This is a genomic window from Sphingobium terrigena (genome assembly GCF_003591655.1).
Classification (GTDB): Bacteria; Pseudomonadota; Alphaproteobacteria; order Sphingomonadales; family Sphingomonadaceae; genus Sphingobium; species Sphingobium terrigena.
Genome location: NZ_QVRA01000005.1, coordinates 78604 through 102844, shown reverse-complemented (window position 1 = coordinate 102844; position 24241 = coordinate 78604). Strand labels below are relative to the sequence as shown.

Here is a 24241-nt window from a genome sequence, read left to right as displayed (position 1 = left end):
ATGGGTTGGCCTATGTAGCAGCCAGCATGTCGCAGTCCCTTCGCCACCTCCTCTTGTCCGGCCGCCTCGATCGCTTCGCAATCGCGCTGTCAGGCCTGTGCCTGGCGCATTGCTTCGTCACCGCCGTCGTGCTGGGCCTGCTGGCGACGGCAGGCGGAATCTTTGAAAGCCCTATCTTTCATGAAGCGGGACTGGTGCTGGCCATATTGCTGGGCGCGATCGCGCTGGGCCATGGCGCGATGGTCCACCGCTTCATGATGCCCGCCGCGATCGGAGCGTTGGGACTCGGCGTGATGGCCGGGGCGCTGACCATGGATCATGGCTGGCAGGAAAGCGTCTATACGCTGATCGGTGTCGGCATCTTGGCGCTGGGCCACGACCTCAACCACCGCGCCGGGCGCTAGGTCCGCAAAGAAGGGAGCCAGCAGGCTCCCTTTCACTATGTCCGGCTCATTGTCGCTTATGCCGGCTTGGCGTTCAGCCGATGTTCGCCCTTGACCCAGCGCACCGTGCCGGTGCTGGCGCGCATCACCACGCTTTCGGTCGTCAGCTTGCCGCCCGGCAGCCGCTTGACCCCGTCGAGCAATGACCCGTCAGTGACCCCGGTGGCGGCGAAGATGCAGTCGCCCTTGGCCAGTTCCTTCAGGTCATAAATCTTGTCGAGATCGGTGATCCCCCATTTGCGGGCGCGCTGCTTCTCATCCTCGTTGCGGAATAGCAGGCGACCCTTGAACTGCCCGCCAACGCAGCGCAGCGCTGCACAGGCCAGCACCCCTTCCGGCGCACCGCCCGACCCCATATAGATGTCGATCGTGGTCTCAGGATCGGTCGTCGCGATCACGCCGGCCACATCGCCATCGGGGATCAGCATGATGCCGCAACCAATGGCCCGCAATTCCGCGATCAGTTTCTCGTGGCGCGGCCGGTCCAGCACGCACACGATGATGTCGGCGGGTTCCACCCCTTTGGCGGCGGCGACCGCCTCGACATTTTCCTTCGCCGACCGGGCCAGATCGATGATCCCATCGGGATAGCCCGGCCCCACCGCCAGCTTGTCCATATAGACGTCGGGCGCGTTGAGCAGCCCGCCTTCTTCGGAAATGGCCAGCACGGCGAGCGCGTTCGGCCCGGCCTTGGCGGTGATGGTGGTGCCCTCCAGCGGGTCGAGCGCGATGTCGATCTTCGGCCCGGTGCCGATGGCATTGCCGACCTTCTCGCCAATATAGAGCATCGGCGCCTCGTCGCGCTCACCCTCTCCGATCACGACGGTGCCGTCCATATAGAGGTCGTTGAAGGCCAGGCGCATGGCTTCGACAGCGGCGGCATCGGCGGCTTTCTCATCGCCCCGGCCGATCAGCTTCGACGCGGCAATGGCCGCCGCTTCGGTAACGCGGACCATTTCCAGCACCAACACGCGATCCAGCGTCGAACTTGCCTGTACCATCTTCATTCCTCTGCCTTTTCTTATGCGCAGAGCGGATAGGCCGTTGCCCCGTCCTTGTCGAGCGGGGAAGGGTGTCGGCCATCATGCAGCCATGATTGCGTGATGGATTGGATGCAATGAAAGCTCTGGCCAGCCTCCTCATTCTCCTCTTGCCGTTGGATGCGCAGGCGGCGGACGAAGCGTTGATGGCCGCCTATCGCGCCAAAACACAGGTCGTCAAACCATGCGACCGCAGCGGCGACGCAATTGTGGTGTGCGGGAATCGTGCCGAACGCAATGCCCGCGAACGCCTGCCTCTCCCACGCGAATCTATGCAGAGTGGTGTCGTGAGGGGGGATGCCCCGCGTGCATCGGCAGCGGCGGTACGGCAGGGCAGTTGCGGCGTGGTCGGCGGGCAGGGGACGGGATGTGTCGGCGGCCTGTCGGTGTTCAAGGTGGCGGACGTTGTGCGCAAGAGCGTGACCGCGATCATCGATCCCGATGCCGACCTCGCCGTACCGCCGCCGCTCCCGGACCGTTTCAAAGGTGCCGGGCAGCATTGAATTTGCTCAGTCGAGAATGTGCATCACCATCGGCGTGCCGAGCAGGCTTTCCGATCCCGCAAGCCGCTCCAGCGTGTCGCGGATGCAGCGCTCCTCGCCCGCATGGGTGACGATGGCGACCAGCACGCCATCCTCCTGATGCGCGCCGCGCTGGATCATGCTTTCAATCGATACGCCCGCATCCCGCGTGGCAGCGGCGATTTCGGCCAGCACGCCGGGGCGGTCCTGCACCATGAAGCGCAAATAGGTGCGGCCGACCCGCGCGCCCGCATCGGCGGTGTTCTGCGGGGTCAGCGCCGCGACCGGCATGGCGAAGGCGTCACCATATTCATCACGCGCGACGTCGATCAGGTCGGCGACCACAGCCGAGGCCGTCGGGCCATCGCCCGCGCCGCGCCCCTGGAAGAAGAGGCGACCGACGAAATTCCCCTCCGCCACCACCGCGTTCAACGATCCATCGACATGCGCCAGCGGATGGTCGAGCGGCACCAGCATCGGGTGGACCCGCTGGAACAGCCCGTCTGCACCGTTCTGCGCCATGCCGACCAGCCGGATGCGGAAGCCCAGCGCGGCGGCCTCGGCAATGTCGGCGGCGATGACGTGGCGGATGCCAGTGGTGGCGACGGCGGCAAAATCCAGTTCGGTGCCGAACGCCAGGCTGGCCAGGATGGTCAGCTTATGCGCCGCATCCACGCCATCAATGTCGAAACTGGGATCAGCCTCGGCATAGCCCAGTTCCTGCGCTTCCTTCAGTACCTCGTCAAAGCCCCGGCCTTCCTTCTCCATCGTCGTCAGGATGTAATTGCAGGTGCCATTCAGGATGCCATAGACGCGCGAAATCTCGTTCGCCGCCGCGCCTTCGCGCATCCCCTTGATCACCGGAATGCCGCCCGCGACCGCAGCTTCATATTTCAGCGCTATGCCGCCCTTTTCAGCAAGGCGTGCCAGGTCCAGCCCGTGATGGGCCAGCATCGCCTTGTTCGCCGTGACGAAGGGCTTGCCTGCATTCAGGCAGTGCCGCGCCAGCGTCAGCGCCGGGCCGTCCGACCCGCCGATCAGTTCGACAACGACGTCGATATCGTCGCGCGTCGCCAGGCTGTTCATATCGTCCACCCATTCATAGGGGGACAGATCAACGCCGCGATCCTTGTTCCGGTCGCGCGCCGAAATCGCGACGACCTGGATCGGGCAACCCGCGCGCCTGGCGATCAGGTCGCCATTGGTGTTGAGCAGCCGGATGACGCCTCCACCCACCGTGCCGAGGCCGACGAGCGCGACGCGCAGCGGGGCATGGCGGTGCAGATTGGTCATGGGGACGTCTCTCTCTATAATCGGCGCAGGTGATGAAGCCCGCGCTGATAGCGACAGGTGCGCGCCCGTCCAAGCAAAAGCTGTATCAGCCGGGCGTCCGCGTCCGCCCGCACGGCCCCAGTGCATCAATCACCACCCTATAGTCTGCGCGCGCCGCTTCGGCATCCTGCACGGACAGGGTGCGCACCGCGCGGGCGGGCAGGGCAGGGGGCAGCGCGCAGGCCAGGCGATACCAGAGCAGGCTGCCGGGAACGGGCGGGCGGGCGGCTTCGTCGACAATCTCGCCCAGCGCCACTGCCCAGCGGGGCGGTTCGCCGGGCCGACGCAAAATCGAGAGCGACACCGGATCGCCCTTTTCGGTGCGCAGGAAAATCTGCGTCTCACCCTCGCCCGCCACCGTACCCGCGACATGGAAGGCATCGCCCAGCCCCAGGATGCGCGGCGGGGCATCGCGTGCGACCAGAGCCGACAATATGCCTTTGACCCGGTCGATTTCGGCGGGCGTTGCCGGAATCTGCGCGTCGCGGGCAACCAGTTGGATCTGGCCGGGGCGGCTGCCGGGTCGGGCGAACAGGATGACCTGTGCTTTCTTTAGCTTGGGCAATTTGCCGCGCGCATTGATCGGGGCATCATAGAGCCAGCTGACAAGGGGGGCGATTCCCGCATCGCCGCGAATCAAACCCGTCACATCGCCCTCGATAAACAGCCGTCTATAGCCTGCCGGGACGTCTCCGGCCTGTTCGGGCTTCAATGTGATGATGTTGCGGATTCGCACATGTGCGACCAGCGGCGCATTGTCCGCCAGGTCTACAATGTCGGCATAGGACAGGCCGCCAGTCGCAACCCTCGATTGCGCTGTCATCGGCGATTGTTGCGCTAAAGCCGGAGAAACCGCGAGATTTGCGGCTGAAATGAGGCATGGCAGCGCGAGCCGGTACAACAGGGTGGTGGATTTCATGATCAGCTTCGTCCTATGTTTTGGCTCGTGGCAAGGATGTCACAGGCAAGTCATTCCGCTATGAAATGGTAACCGCAAATGAACATATCGATAAAGCGTTTGCGTGCCACGATATGCCGCGATAGGAGTTTGCGCGGTAGCAATTGGACGGACAGGGGCCGAAGGTGGCCGGGGTAGCCCGGTCGGCTTGGGTCGTTTTTGGCTGATTTGTATAAACCACTGGTAAGATGAGTTAAGGAGTGTCGTTGCCGAATGGCCTATGCTGACCACTCGCAAGGATCGAGTCGGACTGTCTCGATCATCATCGTCGCCCTGATTCACGCTGTTCTTGGCTATGCCTTCGTCACCGGTCTTGGCATGAAATATGTCAAAAAGGCGGCAGAACAGCTGAACGTGATCGACGTGAAGGAAGAGCCGCCGCCACCGGACGAGGAGCCGCCGCCGCCGCCGCCAGACCAGCCGGTCGAGCCGCCGCCGGTCGTGGCCCCGCCGCCGATCGTGCAGACCCCGGCGCCTGCGCCGACCATGACCGTTGTTCGGACGCCCCCTCCGGTGTTCAACCCGGTTCCGGTCGCCGCCCCGCCGCCGCCGCCGGCCCCGCCGCCGCCGCCTGTCGCCGCAAGCCGCGCTACCCCGCGCAGTGCGCCCGGCAGCTGGCTTAGCGATGCGGATTATCCAAGCCGCGCCCAGCGTGAAGAACGCTCCGGTACGGCAGGGTTCCGCCTGCAAATCGGTGCTGATGGTCGGGTGACCGACTGCACCATCACCTCCTCGACCGGCCACCCGGATCTCGATGAGGCGACCTGCCGCCTGCTGCCGCGCCGTGCGCGTTTCAAGCCGGCCAAGGGGTCTGATGGTGCGGAAATGCCCGATACGTACAATGGCCGTATCACCTGGCGTCTGCCGGAATAATCCAAACGGGCAAGGTGCGCGCCCGGCGCCGCCTTGCTCTAGCTTGATCTCATTGAGAGGGAAGTCTTGAACATGTTGATGTATCTCGCAGCTGCGGCGCCGAAGCCGGAAAACCCCTATGGCCTGATGGAAGCTCTGGAACAGGGCGGCACGATCGCCTGGACCGTGTTCCTCATTCTGTGCGGCATGTCGGTCGGCACTTTCTACATTCTCTTCACCAAGCTGATCGAACAGCAGAAGGTGATCAACCAGGGCAAGAAGGTTCGTGCGACCTTCTGGCGCGCCGCCAACATCAAGGAAGGCTCGGCCAAGCTGGAAAAGAACTCCGCCTACAAGCAGATCGTCGATGACGGCATCAAGGCGCAGGAAGAACATACCAAGCTGACCGATCCGGTCGAAGCGCATGACTGGCTGCACGGTTCGCTCGGCCGTTCGGAAGCCGCGATCAACTCGTCGCTGGGTGGCGGTCTCGCCTTCCTCGCAACCGTGGGTTCGACCTCGCCGTTCATCGGTCTGTTCGGTACCGTTATCGGCATCTATCGCGCGCTGATCAAGATCGGTGCAGCCGGTCAGGCCTCGATCGACGCGGTCGCCGGTCCCGTCGGTGAAGCGCTCATCATGACCGCCCTGGGTCTGGCCGTGGCCGTTCCCGCGGTGCTCGCCTACAACTTCCTGCAGCGCCGCAACAAGTCGATCGCCGAACAGCTTAACGGCTTCACCGTCGATCTGCTGGCCTATCTGGTGTCGAACGGCGCGGTTAAGCCCAGCGTTGCTCCGGCTCCCGCCGCACCTGCTGCCAAGCCGGTTGCTGCGCCGACCAAGGCCTGATTGTCTTGAGATGCCGGCGCGGGAACGGGATGGCCGCTGCGACCATCCCGTTCCCCGCCGACCATGGGCCTCGTCGCGATGGTGAGGCGCCATCGACACCAATGTTAGGATATTATCAATGGCAATGAGTGTTGGCCCCGGCGGCGGTGACGACAAACCGTTGTCCGACATCAACACGACGCCGCTCGTCGACGTCATGCTGGTGTTGCTCATCATCTTTCTCATCGCGGTCCCGGTCGTCGTCCAGACGGTCGAACTGCAACTTCCCAAGGTGGCGTTCGAGCCGACCACGACGAAGCCCGAAAATGTCTCCCTCTCGGTCACGACCGGGTCGGATGGCAGCTGCGCTGTTTTCTGGAACATGACCAAGGTCGATTCCAGCGATCTGCTCAACCGGGCCGTTGCGAAGCTGGAATCGGATATCAAGAAGGCAGGCGGCGTCGAAAATATGACGCCCGAAGACATGCCCGAAGTGCATATCCGCGGCGACATCAACACCCCCTACCGGTGCATCGGTGGTACGATCTACACGATGCAGCGCGCCGGTTTCCCCAAGGTGGGCTTCATCTCCGAGCCGGAACCCGGCACGACGACGACCCGCCTCTGACCGGCTGATTAAGGAGATTTCGCTATGGCCATGAGCATGGGTTCCGATGAAGGCGAACCGATGATGGAAATGAACACGACGCCGTTGATCGACGTCATGCTCGTTCTCCTCATCATGTTCATCATCACGATTCCGATCCAGACCCACGCGGTCAAGATCGACCTGCCGCAGAGCGCACCGCCGACGGATAGCCCGATCGATCCGGTGAAGAACAAGGTCGCCATCGACCAGGCCGGGATCATCACCTGGAACGGTTCGGCGATCGACCTGCTGACCCTGCGTCAATATCTGCAGCAGTCGCTGCGCCTGCCGGTCGAGCCGGAACTTCAGTTCCAGCCGAACGCGCAGACCCGCTATGTCACCGTTGATGAGGTGCTGGCGGAGATCAAGCGCGCGGGCGTGACGAAGCTGGGCTTCGTCGGCAACGAACAATATGGCAATTTCTAAACGCTGATTGTCCGCGCCTGCCAGTTTGTGTCAGGACTTCCCGTTTTTCCAGGCGGGCAGGGCGGGATCAGAGTTTGGATGATGCCAAACTTTCAGGGGGTCGCCTTCGGGCGGCCCCTTTTTTGCACGCATTTTGCGTGGGGTCGCCCCCCCTTAACCCTTTGCTTACCCCGATCGTCGATATTGGCGGGAAAGGATGGGCGATAGTGAGCCATGGGTGCCGAGCGACAGACTGATTTCGATCGAAAGGCACGGCTTGCCGAGCGCAGCTATGTGCAGATCAGCGTCCGTGTGCGCCGTCCCGGTGAGACCTGGTTCAACAGCCGCATTGCTGACGTTTCCGTCACCGGCTTTCGCCTTCAGAGCTTCATGAAACTGACCAGCGGCAGCGAATTATGGATCATGCTGCCGGGGTTCGAGGGGCGCCGCGCCCGCGTCCTATGGTCCCGCGCACATGAAGCAGGCTGCGCCTTTGAACGCCCGCTCCATCCCGCGATCCTCGATCATATCCTCAAGCTGAGCAGCGGCCCGGCGTTCGTTTGAGCGCCAACGCCCAAAAGGTCAGATCAGCGGCGCATCCTGAAACTGCAAATTGGCAAGGCGCGCATAGAGGCCGCCCTGCGCGACCAGCGACGCATGATCGCCCTGTTCGACGATCCGCCCTTCGTCCAGCACGATGATCCGGTCCGCAGCGCGCACCGTCGCTAGCCTATGGGCGATGACGATGGTCGTGCGCCCCTGCATCAACCGGCCAAGCGCATCCTGCACCAGCCGTTCCGATTCAGCATCGAGCGCAGAGGTCGCCTCATCGAGCAACAGGATCGGCGCATCGCGCAGCAGCGCGCGCGCGATCGACAGCCTTTGCCGCTGCCCACCCGACAGGCGCGTACCTGCTTCCCCCATCGGACTGTCCAGCCCCTGCGGCAGCGCGCGCAGGAAGCCCTCGGCATTGGCGGCGCGGGCGGCATCCCAAATCTGTTCGTCGGTCGCGTCCCACCGGCCATAGCGCAGATTGTCACGCGCCGACGCGGCGAAGATCACGCTGTCCTGCGGCACCATCGCCATCATCGCGCGCAAGGCGGCGGGATCGGCCTGCGGCAGGGGTACGCCGTTCAACCGGACCACGCCGGACGCCGGATCGTAAAATCGCAACGCCAACTGGATCAGCGTCGATTTGCCAGCCCCCGACGGCCCGACCACCGCCACCGTTTCGCCCGGCGCAACGTCGATCGACACGCCATTGAGCGCCGCCTGATCGGGCCGGGTCGGATAATGGAAATGCACATCCTCGAACGTCAGCCGCGCGCCATGCGCCGCCGGCGGAATGATGGTCGGGCTGGCAGGCGGCAATATGTCCGGCGTGGCAGTCATCAACTCATGCAGGCGACTGGCCGCCCCCGCACCGCGCAGCAGATCGCCCCAGCTTTCGGAAAGCGATCCGAAGGCGCCTGCGACCAGCCCGCCGGTCAGCACGAACGCGGCAATGCTTCCGCCCGACAGCTTCCCCGCCGCGACGTCCAGCGCGCCCTGCCACATCACCGCCGTGATCGATCCGAACACCAGCGATATCACCACCGCCGTCATGATTGCGCGCAGCCGGATGCGCCGCCGCGCAGTACCGAACCCGCTTTCGACCGTGGCGTCGAACCGCGCGGCTTCGCGCCCCTCCTGCCCGAACGCCTGGACGATCTTCATCGCCGCCAGCACTTCGTTGGTGACGCTACCGACATCGGCCAGCCGGTCCTGACTGGCGCGCGATAGGCTGCGCACCTTGCGCCCCAGACTGATCAGCACCAGCAGGATGACGGGTATGCCCAGCAGCAGCATCGCCGCCAGCTTGGGCGCCAGCGCGAACAGATAGATGAGGCCGCCAATGCCGGTCACCAGATTGCGCAGCGCGATCGACACGGTCGATCCGACCACCTGTTCGACCACGGCAGTATCAGCGGTCATCCGCGAGGCGATTTCGGACGGGCGGTTTTCTTCAAAGAAACGGGGCGCCTGCCGCAGCAGATTCGCCTGGGTGGCGCTGCGAATATCGGCAACCACCCGCTCGCCCAGCCAGGACACGAAGTAAAAGCGCAGCGCGCTCGCAACAGCCAGGATGATGACGATCAACAGCAGATATTCAAACCAGCGGCTGATATCGCCCCCGCCCATGAAGCCCCGGTCGATGACCAGCCGGAAGCCGCTGGGGATGCCCAGCGTCGCGGCAGACGACACGATCAGTGCCGCCAACGCGCCCGCGATCCGCCCCGGATAGCGTTTGGCGAACATCCACAGCATCGCCAGGCTGCCAAGCGCGGGACGGGCGCTGGTGCGCAGCGACGGGGTGGGTTGTTCCTCCATGCGCGGCGCTTAGCAGGCTGCCAACCAAGCCTCAATGGGGCGGGGCTGGTGGCGCGTGCGACTTTCGCGCATAGGCGGTCGGTCTGTTCACGCCATTGGAGCCAGCAATGATCCACCTATTGTCCGCGACCGTCGAACGCTGGCCGGTGGCGGGCGCGTTCATCATCGCTCGCGGGGCCAAGACCGATGTGGACGTGGTCGTTTGCACCGTAGGTGACGGCACCCATGTCGGCCGGGGCGAGGGGACGGCGATCTATTATGAGGGCGAGACGGCAGAGGGCTGCGCAGCGGCGATCCGCGCCTATGCCGGGCCGCTCGACCGGCAGGCGCTATTGACGCAGATGCCGCGCGGCGCGGCGCGCAATGCGCTCGACTGCGCTCTGTGGGATCTGGAAGCGAAGCGTGCGGGCGTGCCGGTCTGGCAACTTGCCGGGCTGGCCGCACCCACCCCTCTACCCACCGCCTTCACCATCAGCCTTGGCGATCCCGCGACGATGGAGGCGGCGGCGCGAACAGCGGCGGGGCGCGGCTTTGCCCTGCTCAAATGCAAGCTGACTGGCGAGGGCGACCGGGCGCGCATCGCAGCGGTCCGGACGGGCGCACCCGACGCGCGGCTGATCGTCGATGCCAATGAAAGCTGGCATGATCTGGACATTGCCACAGAGGCGCAGGTGCTGGCCGACCTTGGCGTCGAGATGGTCGAACAGCCGGTGATCCATGGCCGGGAAGCGGCGCTGGCCGGGGTCCGCGCGCCGCTGCCGCTCTGTGCTGACGAAAGCTGCCACACCAGCGCGGACCTTGATCGGCTTGGCGATTTCGACGCGGTGAATATCAAGCTCGACAAGGCCGGCGGTCTGACCGAAGCGCTGGCGCTGCGTCAGGCGGCGCGGGACCGGGGCTTTCGCGTCATGGTCGGCTGTATGCTCGGCACCTCGCTTGGCATCGCGCCCGCAGCGCTGGTGGCGCAGGGGGCGGACTGGATCGACCTTGACGGTGCGCTGCTGCTGGCGCGGGATCGCGACGGCGGGCTGGCGCTGGAGGACGGCCTGCTTCAGCCCGGCAGCCTGTGGGGGATGGGTAAATAAGCTGCGTCAGGCGGATCGCACCGGCTGCACCTCTGGATAAGGCATGATGGTTCGTCCATCCGGCGCAGCGGTGAAGCTGGTCTGGGTAGGATAGGCGAACTCTATCCCTTCCGCGTTAAACCGCTTCCAGATCGCCAGCCCCATGCGGTGCCGCGACAGGAAATAATCATGCGTATCGGGGTCCGGCACGTCGAAATTCACCTCATAGTCCAGCGAACTCGCGCCAAAGCGGACAAGGCCAGCATTGACGAAGATGAACCCTTCTGCCTCGACAATCTCGCGCAGCATCTCCGGTATCGCTTCGGCCTTCTCCTCCGGCGTCTGGTAGATGATGCCGATCGCAAAGGTCACGCGCCGCTGGATCAGCGTCTGCAGGCTGGTAATTTCCTTCTGCAACAGATTGGCGTTGGAGATGACCTTCTTCTCCCCGCTCATCGCGCGCAGCCTTGTGCTTTTGAGGCCAATCTTCTCGACCCGCGCAGTGGTCTGGTCATAGGTGATGATCTCGCCGCGCCGGAACGGCTTGTCGAAGATGATAGACAGCGCGGCGAACAGGTCGGAGAAAATTCCCTGCGCAGCCAGGCCAATGGCGATGCCGCCAATGCCAAGACCCGCGACCAGGCCAGTGACGTTGACCCCCAGATTGTCGAGCACGACGATGGTGGCGATCGCGAACAGGGCAAAGGTCACCAGCACGCGAATCAGGCCCATCGCGTTGGCCAGCGTCTCGCCCTGGCCATCCTCCGCCAGCGTCTTGCGCTCGATCAGCCCCAGGATGATCTCCCGCGCCCAGATCGCCCCCTGCAACACCGCGGCGATGGTGAAGAGAAACGCAATCGTCTTGAACAGCACCGCAGGCGGATCGGCATAACCCGCGACCAGCTTGGCCGCGACCATGACCATGAAGAAATGGGATGTCCGCGCCACCGCCCGGCCCAGTACATTGGCATAGCCCAGCGGGTCGCCACGGGTGCCGCGCCATCTTTTCCCGAACGAGCGCAGCGCCGCCAGGAGGAGGTAGATCAGAACGCCCGCGCCAATGGCGACGATGATCTGGACATAGTGAACAGCGAACCAGTCGCTGGTCGATCGCCACATTTCGACGAAATCGGGCGCGCGCACCGATACGGCGGCGGCGGCAGGTTCAGTTTTATTGGCCATGCTGGTCCCGTTAGTCTGTATCAGGCTAAAGTGTCGAGAAATGCGATGAGTCCGCGTTCTTCGCGAGACAGATAGCGTGTTGAACGCGGCAGGCGAAGCCCCGCGCGCCACGCATCCTGTCCATCCTTGCACAGGTCGAGCAGGGCAGGGTGGATATAGCTTTTGCGGCTGATCGCGGGCGTATTGCCCAGCGCGGCCGCCACCGGTTCCAGCAAGCCCTTCATCGACACCGGTCCGGCGGCCAATGTGGCAAAAGCGACGGTCGATGCGCCCCATGTGCGAAAATGCTTGGCGGTGAAGGGACCGCCCATGGCCTGCGCGATATAGGCGTTGACGTCGCTCGATGTGATCGGCCGCGCCTCGCCATCCTCGTCCAGATATTTGAACAGATGCTGGCCCGGCAAATCCTGCACCTGCCGCACGAAACGCAGCAGCCGTGTGTCGGTCAGCGTCACCTGATGCTGCTTGCCCGACTTGGCGCGATAGCGCAGCGTCAGCGCCTTGCCGGTGAGGTCTATATGGCGACGGCGCAGGGTCGTCGCGCCGAAACTCTTGTTGGTCGTGGCATAATATTCATTGCCCACGCGCAACCGCCCCAGGTCCAGCAGCCGCACTACAGCCGCGACCGTCCGTTCCTTGCGCAACCCGCGCTGCGACAGGTCCGCCTCCAGTTGCGCGCGCAATTTGGGCAGGGCGCGACCGAAGCCGGCGCAGCCTTCATATTTCTGCGCCTCCCGCGTCGCGCGAAAATCGGGATGATAGCGATATTGCTTGCGGCCCCGCTCGTCATGCCCCGTCGCCAAGATATGGCCATGGGGCATCGGGCAGAACCAGCAATCGCGATAGGCAGGGGGCAGGGCGATGGCGTTCAGTCGCCCAATCTCGTCCCGGTCGGCGATGCGCCCGCCATCGGGCTGGTAATAGCCCCAGCCGCTTTTTAGCGCGCGTCGCGAAATGCCGGGGATGCTGTCATCTACGTGGATGAGGGATTGGGTGGCCATATTGTCCTTCTCATGGCCAAAAACCCACCTTTCATCGCTTCGTTCCGCAACGGGTCGGGCGGCGGTCCGTTAGCCTGTCTCCCATCAGGCGCAAGGAGAAGCCCCATGCCCGCCATTACCAACAGCCGTATCCTCATCATCGCGACCGACGGATTCGAGCAGTCCGAATTGTTCGATCCCCGCGACGCCCTGATCGCGGCGGGGGCCAGTGTGACGTTAGCATCGCCGGACCTGAACCCTATTCAGGGCATGAAACATGATGAAAAAGGCGACACCATCACGCCTGACATCCGCCTCGATGCCGTCAGGATAGAGGGATATGACGGGCTGATCCTGCCCGGCGGCGTCGCCAATCCCGATACGCTGCGCACCAATGCCGCCGCCGTGTCGCTGGTGCGCGCGTTCGTGACCACGGGCAAGCCGGTCGCCGCGATCTGCCATGGCCCATGGCTGTTGGTGGAGGCTGACGTTGTGAATGGCCGGACCGTCACTGGCTGGCCATCGGTTCGCACCGACCTTCGCAATGCTGGCGGAAATGTGGTCGATCAAGCCGTCGTGGTGGACGGCAACATCATCACCAGCCGCAAGCCCGACGATATCCCTGCCTTCATCGAAGCCTTCAGCAAGGCGGTGGTGGAAGCCGGAACCGTTACGGCCTGACCTGTGTACCGCCGCCCGCCCGCCATGGGACCGGGCGGCGGCGCAGCGTCGAGACATGCGCCAGCGCCAATGTCGCGCAGACGATGGCGGCAGGGAAGGCGACGGGCAGGACGGCAGGCCAAAACACCGGTGCTATCGCCGCAGCGACCAGCCCGGCCAGCGCCAGCCCCAGCGCATGGCCCTCCCCATCGGGACCGCGCAGCCAGAATAGGCAGGCGCTCATCCCGGTCATGAAGCAGATCATGTAGCGGATCGTCTCGCCTACAGCGCTCAAGCCGATCAGGATCAGCAGCACCAGCACCGCGCCGACCACGCGCCGCGACAGCCGGGCCAGCACATGGGTGCAGACCGGATAGACCAGCAATTCGCACAGCGACGCGGCGATCAGGATCGCTTGCGCCCGCGCGCCATTGCCTGCGATCAGCGCGACGGTTGCCGCCGCGCCCCAGGGGATCAGCCGCAACGGTGCCATGCGGATATGGCTGATCCAGCTGCGCCAGCCATCGCGCATGTCCCAACGCCGGTCGGCCAGCCGCAACTGGAACGCGCCGATGATGAACAGTGCCTCCACCCCCCAGGGCAGCAGCCCCGGCGCGATCAGTGGCGATGCCAGCAGCAGCCCCAGCAACAGGCCGTGAACCAGCCCCAACGCGCGCAATTCGCCGCTCATGCCAGCGCCCCGCGCGTCCGGTTCATTGCCGCGTTGAGGTCAAGCCGTGCCGCGGCCTTGCGCCTACGGCTGAGATAAGTGTCCAGACCGATCTGGAGCGCCAGCATCATGAAGATGAAGGGCTGATAGGCGATGCCCACGAACAGTGATCCGATCATGTAGATAATATGCCCCTGTTGCAGCGCCAGCGCGAAGGGCGCGACCCACGCCTCGTCCGGTCCCGCCCGCTTGGCGTACATACGGCGGATCATTTCGGTGCGGATGAAGCAGATGCCGTGGATCAGCGCCCAGAGCAGGAAGCCGAAATAGCCCTGTTCGCCCAGCATCTCGAAATAGGCGCTGTGATAGGCGCGGCCCTTGTCGGTCACCAGCCGCCGCTCGACCCGCTTGGCGTCGCCGTCGCCCACTTCGCTCTGCGCGAAATAGGTAAAGCTGTTCTGGAGATAATTGTCGAAGCCGCCGCCGCCCGGATGGGTTTTTACATAGTCGAGCGTCCACATCCACACCGCCACGCGGGTCGATGCGCTCTCGTCACCCTGATGATTTTCGATTGTCTGCATCCGCTGGGTGAAGCTGGCGGGCAGGAAGGGGATGGAGACCAGCGCGGCGAGCAGCATCAGCGGCCCGTAGACGAAGCGACGCGGCGATCGCACCAGCATCAGCCCGGCCAGAATGACGATGCACACCAGCCCCGTGCGTGCCTCAGTGCCAATCGGCATCAGCAGGCAGGCCAGACACAGGCAGTAGCAAAAGCCCTTCACCCGCCAGTCGTCCGGCGGAAAGATGGTGCCATGTTTCGACAGCCACAGGATCAGCGGGATCAACGAAATGGCGACGCAGCTGATGATCGACCCTTCATACAGGCCGCTATTATTGTCGACCATCAGGTTCAGCACGCCATAGCCGCCGCCCGACAGCGCGGTTTTCAGCCCGCCATTGATGATGATCGTGCTGGCGCACAGGATCATGAAAACGGTCATCGCCTCGATTCGCAGCCGCGTGCGGAGCGTGAGCGGCAGGAAGATGCCCGCAATGATCGCCTTCCACACCCAGTTCCATTTGGTCAGTGCCTCGACCGGGAAATCGGCGGTCGCGGTGGTATAGCCGCACCAGATCAGCAGGATCAGCAGCAGCGCCTGTCGCGCGGAAAAGCGGCAATCCTTCTTGTCGTCGATCACCAGCCAGGCCCCCACCATCGCGGCAAAGGCGATGGCGGAAATCGGGATTGAATTGAGCAGGAAATAGGACAGGCGCTGGGGCGATACGATGTCGATATAGGCATAGACCGCAACCAGCAGGAACGGCCGCCTAAGCCCCATCAGGAAAAACACGGCCAGGAAGGCGAGGAAGAACAGGTCACGCATCGCGCGCGCTTTCCTCTACTGGCGGATCGCGATCGAGATCCGCGCGCGGCAACAGCCGCCACGCGGCGAGCAGGATCACGCCATGGCTGATCAGCAGGGACAGGGTGTCGATCATTGCGTCTTGGTGGTTCCACTGGCTACCCGACCCTCCCTAACGCGACACAGTTGACGGGCCGTTAAACCTTTTGTGGTTAAGTCCATGGGCTATGACCCATATTCTTCATGTGCTGGACCACAGCCTGCCGCTGCACAGCGGCTACACCTTCCGCACCCGCGCCATCCTGCGGGCGCAGATGGCCAGAGGCTGGGAGGTGCGCGGCATAACCGGGCATCGCCACAGTGCGTCAGGTCCGCTGGAGGAGGTGGTGGACGGCCTTCACTTCCACCGCACCCCCGGCGCGCCCGCCACCGGCAATCCGGTGCTGCGCGAATGGCGCGACATTGCCGCCCATGCCGACGCGATCGATGCGCTGGTGCAGCAATGGCGGCCCGACATCATCCACGCCCATTCGCCGGTGCTGAACGCCATCGCCGCGCAGCGCGTGGCCAAGCGTCATGGCATCCCCCTGGTCTACGAAATCCGCGCCTTCTGGGAAGATGCGGCGGTCGGCAATGGTACCGGGACGGAGGGCAGCCCGCGTTACTGGCTGACCCGCCAGCTTGAAACCCATGCGGTGCGCAATGCCGATGCGGTTGCGGTCATCTGCGAAGGGCTGCGCAGCGATCTCGCCACGCGCGGCATCGACCCGGCCAAGATCATCGTGTCGCCCAATGGCGTCGATATGGACCAGTTCGGCACACCCGTGCCGCGCGATCCGGCGCTGACGGCGCAATTGGGCCTCGAAGGGGCCGACGTCGTCGGCTTCATCGGCAGCTTCTATGATTATGAAGGGCTGGACGATCTGATCGCCGCGATGCCGCGACTTGTCCGCGCCCGGCCCAGGGCCAAGCTGCTGCTGGTGGGTGGCGGCCCGCGCGAACAGGCTTTGCGCGATCAGGCGCTGGCCTCTCCCTTTGCCGACCATATCGTCTTTGTCGGGCGGGTGCCGCACGATCAGGTCGAAAACTATTATGCCCAGATCGACATATTGGCCTATCCGCGCAAGGCGATGCGGCTGACCGATCTGGTCACGCCCTTAAAGCCGCTCGAAGCCATGGCGCAGGGGCAGCTGGTCGCCGCATCCAGCGTCGGCGGCCACCGCGAACTGATCGAGGATGGCGTCACCGGGACATTGTTCCCGCCCGATGATCCGGCCGGCATGGCCGCCGCGCTGGCGGGCCTGTTTGCGGATCGCAGCATATGGGACGAACGGCGCGCGCTCGCCCGCGCCTTTGTTGAGCGTGAGCGTAACTGGTCGTCAAACATTTTGCGTTACGAACCTGTTTACCAGCAGCTGCTGGCGCGTCCTGCCGGCACGCGCGCGGCGGCCTGATCGAGGTTTGAAGAATTACAGTGGCCATGAAGGCAGCACAGACAAGGGGGATCGCCATCATGGCGCTGGGCGGCCTGGCCGCGGCGCTGTTGGTGCTGTGGATTCCGGTCGGGCTGATCGAAATGGTCGTGGCGTCAAGCGGCCTGTCGGAAAGCTTGCCCGCCGCTGCGCCGCCTCTGGGGTTGAAAGCCCGGCTGCTGCTGGCGGGCTTTGCCGCGCTGATGGCGGTGGGACTGATGGGGATGATGCGCCGGCAGGACCGGCCAGCTGAACAAGAGAGACGCAGGTTGCGCGTCCAGGGAGCAAGAAAAATGGGTTTCGCCTTTTCCAAACTGACCGCGCTGACGCGGGGACGTGCTGCCCCTGTCGAACGCGATGCGCCATTGTTGCGCCGTGCCGACGCGCATCCTGATGCTCCCGCCCGCGCGCCGATCTTTGCCAGCCGCGATTTTGGCGGTGCCGACATTTTTGCCCGCCCCGATGCGCCGCGCAGGCCGCTGGTCGTGCATCCAGAACCGGAGCAGAACGCCATCGTTCCGTCCGCCGGCTTGGTCATGCCGAGCGCGCCCTTGCCGATTGCCGAAGAAGAATTGCCCCAGCCGACCTTCCTGCGGCCCGCCGCGCCGCTGGTCGAACCAGACGTAGAGGACGAAGCGCCGCAAGACGCAGCGCCCATCACGCCCCCGCCGCTCGATCCCATTCCGACCCAGGGTCTGTCGATCACTGAACTGACCCAGCGGCTGGAACGCGGCCTCGCCCTGCGCAGCCGCACCCCGGCGGCGGAAACAGGTGTCGTGCGGGTCATCGCCGACATGCCGGTCACACCCGCCGTGCCGGTGCGCGACACGGTGGCGCAGGACGCCGACGACGCCCTGCGGGCTGCGCTTGGTGCATTGCGCAGCATGGCTGGCCGGGGGCGCTAGAGTCAAATCGACAGCTTTCTGATCCTCCCCTTGCAGGGGAGGTGTCAGCGCGAAGCGATGACGGAGGGGTGTTGCCCTATCGATAGGGTGACACCCCTCCGTCTGGCCTGCGGCCATCCACCTCCCCTTGCAGGGGAGGATGCTTCGGCAACGTGCCGTCTGGATCGGCTTTGACCTTGTATTTCACCAGTCCTCGATTGTCAGCGCCGACAGCTCCAGCCAGATTTCACCCTCGCCCTCCCGCACCTCATCTATGGTGATGTCGGCGACGAAATGGCCAGGCAGCTGCCATTCCGCGCTTTCTATGCCTTCGACAAAATCGCAGAGTCGCGTCGCAACCTTCGCGCCCGACAGGCGCAGCGCGATGACATGGCGACGCCCCTCGAACAGGGCGCTGGCCCAGGGGCGGCTCACTGCGCGCTCGATCGTCGTCGGCGCGCCAGCGCGCTTGAGCAGCTGCTCCAGCAAGCGCGGCAGCGGGTCGCGCTGGGTTTTTCCTATCGGTTTGTTTCGGACCAGATTCTCAGGCCGAAATCCATGATGCACGCTTGTCATTGGCTGATGCTCCTGCGATATGTGTTCATGAAATGTTCTATTCGTCTCCTCACGCGGTCCCCCGGCTCGCGCCCCTGGCGCAGGTCGAAAACCAGCCGTGGATCGCGCGTGCTGGCGCGTCCGAAGGTGGTCGGCGGCATGTCATATTGGCGAAGGAATCGTTCGATCGCGTGCAACAGCATCGGCGTCTTTCTCCCCTGTTGGTCCGACTCGCCCGCTGCAAGCCGATAGGTATATTCCTATCTCTAAGCCAATTTCCTACTTGTCTAGGAAAATTCCTATCATTATGGACTGGATATGGATGAATCGCAGAACGCCCGGATCGCGCTGGATCGGCTGATTGCCGAACGGGGGGAAAATTATGCCGATCTGTCCCGGCTGATCGGCCGCAACCCCGCTTACATTCAGCAGTTCATCAAACGCGGCACCCCGCGCAAACTGGATGAGGCGGACCGCCATGTGCTGGCCCGCTATTTTGGCGTGGCCGAACAGATGCTGGGCGGCAGCACAGCGCCGGTGGCGATTCCCGCCCGCACGCGCGGGATGCCCGCGGTGGTGGCGGTGCCGCGTCTGGCGCTGGGCGCGTCGGCGGGGGTCGGTACGCTGGACGATGATGAGCGCGCAGCAGGCGTGATGGCGTTCGACGCCCACTGGCTGCGTCATCTGGGAGTGCGACCGCAGCGCGTGTCGATCATCCGGGTCGATGGCGAATCGATGGCGCCGACACTCAGCGATGGCGACGACATCATGGTCGATCATGACGATGACGCCACCCGGTTGCGCGACGGCGTCTATGTGTTGCGGCTGGACGGGGTGCTGATGGTCAAGCGGATCGCGATGGGACCATTGCGCGGGCGCTTCAGCGTCGTCAGCGACAATCTCCATTATCCCGACTGGACCGATATCGACCCGGCGCTGGTGGATATTGTCGGCCGGGTCGTCTGGACCGGCAGGCGTCTGGTGTAGCGGGGGAGGCGTTCCTATCTTGGCGCCAGAGGAGTCCCAGTTTGAACGATAATGGCGCGGTGATCCGCAAGGCTTTGGAATGGCGCGGCGCCAGGCTGGCGCTGGCGACGGTGGTGTCGACCTGGGGGTCCGCCCCGCGCCCGCGCGGCAGCCATATGATCGTCCATCAGGACGGCCGCTTTGAAGGCAGCATTTCTGGCGGCTGCGTCGAAAGCGACGTGCTGCACCGCGCCGCCGAGGTGATCGCCGGGCGCACCGCCCATGTCGCCACCTATGGCGTGGCCGATGGCGATGCCTGGGAAGTCGGCCTGCCCTGCGGCGGTGAAATCGCCGTCTTGGTCCAACCCGTGGTGGAGGATGGCTTTGCCCCCGACCTGTTCGACCGGATCGAGGCCGCCAGCGCGCGAGGCCGGGCGCTGACGCTGGCAACCGACCTTGCCAGCGGAATCACCCGCGAACAGGCGGGCGAGGGCGATTTCCTCAACCGCTATGATCCGCCGCGCCGCCTGCTGATCGTCGGTGCCGTGCAGATCGCCCAGTCGCTCGTCCCGCTGGCACAGGCCATCGGCGTGACCCCGGTCGTGATCGACCCGCGCGGGCGGTTCCTGACGGCGGAACGCTTCCCCGGCGTTGAACTGGATGATCGCTGGCCGGACGAAGCCATCGCCGCGCGCTTCCCCGGCGAATCGACCGCGGTGGTGACGCTCAGCCATGACATCAAGATTGACGATCCGGCGCTGGAGGCCGCGCTGCGCGCACCGACTGGCTATGTCGCCGCGCTGGGATCACGCAAGAGCCACGCCGCGCGGCTGGAGCGGCTGGCGGCGCAGGGCTTTGATGCGGACGATCTCGCGCGAATTGACGGCCCGGCAGGGCTGGATATCGGTGCAATCGGCGCGGCGGAAATCGCGCTGTCGATCACGGCGGGGATGGTGGCGGGCTTCAACGCGCGGCGCTGAAATGAACTGCCCCCTGCCGCAAGGGATGGGGCAGGGGGCACATCCCAGAAGCTGTCGGGCAAAAAGGACGCTGCCGCCTAGCAGGATGGTTGATCAAATCAACAGGATTCCGCAACAAACTTGTAATTTTCTGTCGTTGTCGGGCATTTTACAAACGTAATATTACCCGTATCAGCAGCATTTCCCGCCATTTTTTCCGCCATAACGCGCTTCCTGCCGGTCGCGAAAAAATTGTGTCCGGTCCATCGCGGGCTGGTCGGGATGGTGGGTCAGCATATGGCGCAGATAGGCGTCATAGTCGGGTATCCCGACCATCAGTCGCGCGGTCTGCCGCAGCATGGTCAGAAATCCGCTCATTGCGCTGGCACCAGTTGCGCCGGAATTTCGCGCGCGGTCGGTGCCGCGCTTCGCCGTGCGGCAATGCAGGTGCGGATGGTGAAGAACAGCAGCGCCAGCACCACCGACAGGAACAGCGCGACCAGTGCCGCATCGACCCGGTCGTTGAAGATGATCCGCTCCATTTCCGCCATCGACTTGGCCGGGGCCAGCACCTCGCCCGCGCCTGCCGCCGCGCTGAACTTCGCGGCATGGGCCAGGAAACCTACCTTGGCATCAGCCGAAAATAGCTTCAGCCATCCCGCCGACAAAGTGCAGACCAGCAGCCAGGCGGTCGGGATCATCGTGACCCAGGCATAGCGGTCGCGCTTCATGCGGAACAGCACGACCGTCGCCAGCATCAGCGCGATCGCGGCGAGCATCTGGTTCGAAATGCCGAACACCGGCCACAGCGTGTTCACCCCGCCCAGCGGATCGGTAACCCCCTGATGCAGGAAGAAGCCCCAGGCCGCGACCGTCAGCGCGGTGGCGACGATGCCGGGCATATGGCCCTTGCTCTCCTTGAAGCTTGGCACCGCCAGCCCGATCAGATCCTGCAACATGAAGCGCCCGGCGCGCGTCCCTGCGTCCACCGCCGTCAGGATGAACAGCGCCTCGAACAATATCGCGAAATGATACCAAAAAGCCTTCATCGCCGGGCCGCCGACGACATGGCTGAATATCTCCGCCATCGCGACCGCCAGCGTCGGCGCGCCGCCCGCGCGGCTGATGATGCTATGTTCGCCGACATCCTTCGCCGTCTGGGTGATGAGGTCGGGCGAGATCGGAAAGCCCATCGCAGTCACGGCGGCAGACGCGCTGGCCGCATCGGTGCCGATCAGCGCGGTGGGGCTGTTCATCGTGAAATAGATGCCGGGGTCCAGGATCGACGCGCCGACCAGCGCCATGATCGCCACGAACGCCTCCATCAGCATCGCACCATAGCCGATCACGCGGGCATGACCCTCACTGGCGATCAGCTTGGGCGTGGTGCCGCTGGAAATCAGCGCATGGAAGCCCGACACCGCGCCGCAGGCGATAGTGATGAACAGGAAGGGAAACAGGCCGCCCGCCCATACCGGCCCGCCGCCATCCACAAACTGCGTCAACGCAGGCATTTTCAGCGGCGGCGCCATGATGACGATGCCGACCGCCAGCGCCGCAATCGCCCCGATCTTAAGGAAGGTCGATAGATAATCGCGCGGTGCCAGCAGCAGCCACACCGGCAGGACCGACGCTACCGCGCCATAGCCGATCAATATCCAGCAGAGCGTCAGCGGCGTGAAGGTAAACACCGGTCCCCAGAAGGGCGAAGCCGCCACCGCCTGCCCATAGACGATCGCGGCCAGCAAGCCGACCAGCCCCAGCAGCGACACTTCGCCGATCCGCCCCGGCCTGATCCAGCGCGTATAGGCACCCATGATCATCGCCAGCGGCACGGTCGCCGCCACCGTGAACATACCCCACGGGCTCTCCGCCAGCGCCTTCACCACGATCAGCGCCAGCACGGCCAGAATGATGACCATGATCATGAAGGCACCGAACAAGGCAATCGTCCCGGCCCATTGCCCCATTTCCATGCGGATCAGTTCGCCCAGCGACTTGCCGTCGCGGCGCATGGAAATGAACAGGACCATGAAATCCTGCACCGCGCCCGCCAATACGACACCGACGATGATCCACAATGTGCCGGGTAGATAGCCCATCTGCGCCGCCAGCACCGGCCCGACCAGCGGACCCGCGCCCGCAATCGCCGCGAAATGATGGCCAAACAGGACCGTTCGGTCGGTCGCGACATAGTCCAGCCCATCGGCACGGCGCAGCGCCGGGGTGGGCCGGGACGGATCGAGCCGCATCACCTTGGTCGCGATAAACAGGGCATAATAGCGATAGGCGACGAGGAAACAGCTGACCGCAGCGACGACGATCCACAGCGCATTGACTGCCTCGCCCCGCGACACCGCAACGACGCCCAGCGCCACCGCGCCGATGATAGCGATGGCTATCCAGGGAAGATGCCGGGTCATCATGCTCTCTCACGCTCGTCAGTAGGGAAGGCCGCACAGTAGGGCGCTGAACCGGAAAGACAATCGCTGGCTAATCGCGCCGGGCAAAGGGCCAGTCGATGACATGGGCCGCCCACAGCGCCCACCAGATGATCACCGGCTGCAACGCCAGGCGCGGGCCATGATAGGCCCAGCCCAGATGCACACCGCCAATCGCTATATCATGGAAAGCATGGTTGATATTGGCCGGCCATACGCACAGTGCATAGAGTGCCAGACCAATGCCTGCCGCCTTGCGCAACCGCGGCACCATCAGCCCGACCGCGCCGGCGATCTCGGCCAGACCGGTCAGGAAAATCACCGTCGCAGGGTAGGACACCCAGCCCGGCGTAATCGCGATGAAGCCGCCGGGCGACCGCAAATGCGCCACCCCCGCGACCAGATAGGCCAGCGCCAGCACCCACCGCGCGATCCTGCGGCCGCGGCTTTCGTTCACCGCTTGCGCACAAATTCGGCGCGCAGCACCAGCCCCTTGATCCCGTCAAACTTGCAGTCGATTTCCTGCGCGTCCCCGGTCAGCCGGATCGATTTGATCAGCGTGCCCCGCTTCAGCGTCTGGCCCGCGCCCTTGACCGTCAGATCCTTGATCAGCGTTACCTGATCGCCATCGGCCAGCACATTGCCAACCGAATCGCGCACTTCGACACTGTTCGGCTCGCTGTCGGCCTGCGCGGCATCAGCGGCACTGATCCACTCGCCACTCGCTTCGTCATAGACATAATCGTCGTCGGCCATGGTCAATTCCTAAATGCAGTTCGATCGAGATTGTCCAGGCATCTCCCCGTTGTGAACAGGGCTATCGAATATGAAACGGCCCCGCCCTTAATCGTCATCCTGAACTTGTTTCAGGATCCATTTCTCGTCACGAACAGCCGCTTTCGGGGCATGATGGATGCTGAAACAAGTTCAGCATGACGTTTGTGGATAATGGAAAACCATACGCAATAGCCCTGCCTCGCGGGGGAAATTCTTCGCGTGGAGCTTTTATCCGATCGTCACTGCTTCCAGCACGGCGGTGCGCAATTCGGGCAGGCCCATGCCCTTTTCGGCGGACGTGGCGATGATGTCGGGATGGGCGGCGGGGCGCTTGCGAATTGCGTCGGCGGTCGCTTGCGTCACTGCCGCCAGTTCGCTCGCCTTGATCTTGTCCGCCTTGGTCAGGATGATGCGATAGCTCACCGCTGCGCCATCCAGCATATCCAGCATGTCGGTATCGACCTCCTTGATGCCGTGGCGGCTGTCGATCAGCACCAGCGCGCGCTTGAGCGCGGCCCGCCCGCGCAGATAGTCGTTCACCAGGAACTTCCATTTGCGCACCACATCCTTGGGTGCCTTGGCATAGCCATAGCCCGGCATGTCGACCAGGCGGAAGCGCAGCGGCTCGCCCACGTCAAAGAAGTTCAGCTCCTGCGTCCGCCCCGGAGTGTTGGACGTGCGCGCCAGATTGTTGCGGTTTGTCAGCGCGTTGAGCAGCGATGATTTGCCGACATTGGACCGGCCCGCAAACGCCACTTCGTTGACCGCCATGTCGGGCAGAAATTCCAGCGTCGGCGCGGATTTGAGGAAGGTGATCGGCCCGGAAAAAACCTTGCGCGCTTCTTCGGTCAGGTCAGGGGAGTCCATGT

28 protein-coding genes are annotated in these 24241 nt (G+C 64.2%); 13 read left to right on the top strand and 15 right to left on the bottom strand.

The window, feature by feature from the left end; translation table 11 throughout:
• Positions 1–26 precede the first annotated feature (26 nt).
• Positions 27–404, top strand: a complete 378-nt coding sequence (locus tag D0Z70_RS07235; RefSeq protein WP_119744867.1) for a MerC domain-containing protein — start codon at positions 27–29, stop codon at positions 402–404.
• Positions 405–460: 56 nt separating this feature from the next.
• Here D0Z70_RS07235 and glpX read toward each other — a convergent pair whose 3' ends face one another.
• The gene (gene glpX, locus D0Z70_RS07230; protein ID WP_119745185.1) at positions 461–1444 is read right to left on the bottom strand and encodes a class II fructose-bisphosphatase; all 984 of its coding nucleotides are present in this window, start codon (positions 1442–1444) and stop codon (positions 461–463) included.
• A 116-nt stretch (positions 1445–1560) separates the two neighbouring features.
• Here glpX and D0Z70_RS07225 point away from each other — a divergent pair, with 116 nt between their 5' ends.
• Positions 1561–1986 carry a hypothetical protein gene (locus tag D0Z70_RS07225; protein ID WP_119744865.1) on the top strand — a complete coding sequence of 142 codons (426 nt, stop codon included), beginning with the start codon at positions 1561–1563 and terminating at the stop codon, positions 1984–1986.
• A 6-nt stretch (positions 1987–1992) separates the two neighbouring features.
• Here the strand turns inward: D0Z70_RS07225 and D0Z70_RS07220 are convergent, their stop codons facing one another.
• Positions 1993–3297 carry a homoserine dehydrogenase gene (locus D0Z70_RS07220; protein ID WP_119744863.1) on the bottom strand — a complete coding sequence of 435 codons (1305 nt, stop codon included), beginning with the start codon at positions 3295–3297 and terminating at the stop codon, positions 1993–1995.
• Positions 3298–3382: 85 nt separating this feature from the next.
• Positions 3383–4159, bottom strand: coding sequence for a hypothetical protein (locus D0Z70_RS07215; protein WP_119744861.1), 777 nt, complete (start codon positions 4157–4159; stop codon positions 3383–3385).
• 348 nt (positions 4160–4507) lie between these two features.
• Here D0Z70_RS07215 and D0Z70_RS07210 point away from each other — a divergent pair, with 348 nt between their 5' ends.
• The 5 genes from D0Z70_RS07210 to D0Z70_RS07190 all read left to right on the top strand — a co-directional run bounded on the left by D0Z70_RS07210 (position 4508) and on the right by D0Z70_RS07190 (position 7592).
• Positions 4508–5167, top strand: a complete 660-nt coding sequence (locus D0Z70_RS07210) for an energy transducer TonB (protein WP_119744859.1) — start codon at positions 4508–4510, stop codon at positions 5165–5167.
• 72 nt (positions 5168–5239) lie between these two features.
• Positions 5240–5995, top strand: a complete 756-nt coding sequence (locus D0Z70_RS07205; protein ID WP_182913875.1) for a MotA/TolQ/ExbB proton channel family protein — start codon at positions 5240–5242, stop codon at positions 5993–5995.
• A gap of 118 nt (positions 5996–6113) precedes the next feature.
• Positions 6114–6602 (top strand): ExbD/TolR family protein, encoded by a 489-nt coding sequence (locus tag D0Z70_RS07200; protein ID WP_119744855.1) that lies wholly within the window; start codon positions 6114–6116, stop codon positions 6600–6602.
• Between the two features lie 24 nt (positions 6603–6626).
• Positions 6627–7049 (top strand): ExbD/TolR family protein, encoded by a 423-nt coding sequence (locus D0Z70_RS07195; protein ID WP_006959125.1) that lies wholly within the window; start codon positions 6627–6629, stop codon positions 7047–7049.
• Positions 7050–7262: 213 nt separating this feature from the next.
• Positions 7263–7592 carry a PilZ domain-containing protein gene (locus D0Z70_RS07190; protein WP_119744853.1) on the top strand — a complete coding sequence of 110 codons (330 nt, stop codon included), beginning with the start codon at positions 7263–7265 and terminating at the stop codon, positions 7590–7592.
• Positions 7593–7610: 18 nt separating this feature from the next.
• Here D0Z70_RS07190 and D0Z70_RS07185 read toward each other — a convergent pair whose 3' ends face one another.
• Positions 7611–9398 carry an ABC transporter transmembrane domain-containing protein gene (locus tag D0Z70_RS07185; protein WP_119744850.1) on the bottom strand — a complete coding sequence of 596 codons (1788 nt, stop codon included), beginning with the start codon at positions 9396–9398 and terminating at the stop codon, positions 7611–7613.
• A gap of 107 nt (positions 9399–9505) precedes the next feature.
• On the opposite strand from D0Z70_RS07185, the gene dgcA reads away from it, so the two are divergent.
• Positions 9506–10483: an N-acetyl-D-Glu racemase DgcA gene (gene dgcA, locus D0Z70_RS07180; protein ID WP_119744848.1), complete on the top strand. Its 978-nt coding sequence runs from the start codon at positions 9506–9508 to the stop codon at positions 10481–10483.
• 6 nt (positions 10484–10489) lie between these two features.
• Here the strand turns inward: dgcA and D0Z70_RS07175 are convergent, their stop codons facing one another.
• Together D0Z70_RS07175 and D0Z70_RS07170 are read right to left on the bottom strand one after the other, a co-directional pair.
• Positions 10490–11644: a mechanosensitive ion channel family protein gene (locus D0Z70_RS07175; protein WP_119744846.1), complete on the bottom strand. Its 1155-nt coding sequence runs from the start codon at positions 11642–11644 to the stop codon at positions 10490–10492.
• A gap of 20 nt (positions 11645–11664) precedes the next feature.
• Positions 11665–12645: a DNA topoisomerase IB gene (locus D0Z70_RS07170; RefSeq protein WP_119744844.1), complete on the bottom strand. Its 981-nt coding sequence runs from the start codon at positions 12643–12645 to the stop codon at positions 11665–11667.
• A 105-nt stretch (positions 12646–12750) separates the two neighbouring features.
• Here D0Z70_RS07170 and D0Z70_RS07165 point away from each other — a divergent pair, with 105 nt between their 5' ends.
• Complete coding sequence (locus D0Z70_RS07165; RefSeq protein WP_119744842.1) at positions 12751–13305, top strand: type 1 glutamine amidotransferase domain-containing protein; 555 nt, start codon at positions 12751–12753, stop codon at positions 13303–13305.
• Here the strand turns inward: D0Z70_RS07165 and D0Z70_RS07160 are convergent.
• The 3 genes from D0Z70_RS07160 to D0Z70_RS25640 are packed head-to-tail and all read right to left on the bottom strand — an operon-like array spanning position 13295 to position 15454.
• Positions 13295–13975, bottom strand: a complete 681-nt coding sequence (locus tag D0Z70_RS07160) for a hypothetical protein (RefSeq protein ID WP_119744840.1) — start codon at positions 13973–13975, stop codon at positions 13295–13297. The two genes, D0Z70_RS07165 and D0Z70_RS07160, sit on opposite strands and share 11 nt — an antisense overlap.
• Entirely contained in the window at positions 13972–15339 is a 1368-nt protein-coding gene (locus tag D0Z70_RS07155) for a putative O-glycosylation ligase, exosortase A system-associated (RefSeq protein ID WP_119744838.1), read from the bottom strand. The genes D0Z70_RS07160 and D0Z70_RS07155 overlap by 4 nt, the downstream gene beginning before the upstream one ends.
• The gene (locus D0Z70_RS25640; RefSeq protein WP_275402208.1) at positions 15332–15454 is read right to left on the bottom strand and encodes a hypothetical protein; all 123 of its coding nucleotides are present in this window, start codon (positions 15452–15454) and stop codon (positions 15332–15334) included. The genes D0Z70_RS07155 and D0Z70_RS25640 overlap by 8 nt, the downstream gene beginning before the upstream one ends.
• A 91-nt stretch (positions 15455–15545) precedes the next feature.
• Between D0Z70_RS25640 and D0Z70_RS07150 the strand changes: the two genes are divergently transcribed.
• Both D0Z70_RS07150 and D0Z70_RS07145 read left to right on the top strand, forming a co-directional pair.
• The gene (locus tag D0Z70_RS07150; RefSeq protein WP_119744836.1) at positions 15546–16772 is read left to right on the top strand and encodes a TIGR04063 family PEP-CTERM/XrtA system glycosyltransferase; all 1227 of its coding nucleotides are present in this window, start codon (positions 15546–15548) and stop codon (positions 16770–16772) included.
• 59 nt (positions 16773–16831) lie between these two features.
• Positions 16832–17695, top strand: a complete 864-nt coding sequence (locus D0Z70_RS07145) for a hypothetical protein (RefSeq protein ID WP_119745183.1) — start codon at positions 16832–16834, stop codon at positions 17693–17695.
• 183 nt (positions 17696–17878) lie between these two features.
• Here D0Z70_RS07145 and D0Z70_RS07140 read toward each other — a convergent pair whose 3' ends face one another.
• Positions 17879–18250 carry a hypothetical protein gene (locus D0Z70_RS07140; protein WP_119744834.1) on the bottom strand — a complete coding sequence of 124 codons (372 nt, stop codon included), beginning with the start codon at positions 18248–18250 and terminating at the stop codon, positions 17879–17881.
• A gap of 297 nt (positions 18251–18547) precedes the next feature.
• On the opposite strand from D0Z70_RS07140, the gene D0Z70_RS07130 reads away from it, so the two are divergent.
• Positions 18548–19216 (top strand): S24 family peptidase, encoded by a 669-nt coding sequence (locus D0Z70_RS07130; RefSeq protein ID WP_119744830.1) that lies wholly within the window; start codon positions 18548–18550, stop codon positions 19214–19216.
• A 41-nt stretch (positions 19217–19257) separates the two neighbouring features.
• Positions 19258–20175, top strand: a complete 918-nt coding sequence (locus D0Z70_RS07125) for an XdhC family protein (RefSeq protein WP_119744828.1) — start codon at positions 19258–19260, stop codon at positions 20173–20175.
• A gap of 171 nt (positions 20176–20346) precedes the next feature.
• Here D0Z70_RS07125 and D0Z70_RS07120 read toward each other — a convergent pair whose 3' ends face one another.
• The 5 genes from D0Z70_RS07120 to yihA form a co-directional block, all read right to left on the bottom strand.
• Positions 20347–20532, bottom strand: a complete 186-nt coding sequence (locus tag D0Z70_RS07120; RefSeq protein WP_119744826.1) for a YbdD/YjiX family protein — start codon at positions 20530–20532, stop codon at positions 20347–20349.
• Complete coding sequence (locus D0Z70_RS07115; protein WP_119745181.1) at positions 20529–22577, bottom strand: carbon starvation CstA family protein; 2049 nt, start codon at positions 22575–22577, stop codon at positions 20529–20531. Before D0Z70_RS07115 ends, D0Z70_RS07120 begins: the two co-directional genes overlap by 4 nt.
• Positions 22578–22647: 70 nt before the next feature.
• On the bottom strand, positions 22648–23052 hold the full coding sequence (locus D0Z70_RS07110) for a DoxX family protein (protein ID WP_239018842.1): 405 nt from the start codon (positions 23050–23052) through the stop codon (positions 22648–22650).
• Positions 23049–23351 (bottom strand): alkylphosphonate utilization protein, encoded by a 303-nt coding sequence (locus D0Z70_RS07105; RefSeq protein ID WP_119744824.1) that lies wholly within the window; start codon positions 23349–23351, stop codon positions 23049–23051. Before D0Z70_RS07105 ends, D0Z70_RS07110 begins: the two co-directional genes overlap by 4 nt.
• Positions 23352–23600: 249 nt before the next feature.
• Complete coding sequence (gene yihA / locus D0Z70_RS07100; protein WP_119744821.1) at positions 23601–24239, bottom strand: ribosome biogenesis GTP-binding protein YihA/YsxC; 639 nt, start codon at positions 24237–24239, stop codon at positions 23601–23603.
• Positions 24240–24241: the final 2 nt, after the last annotated feature.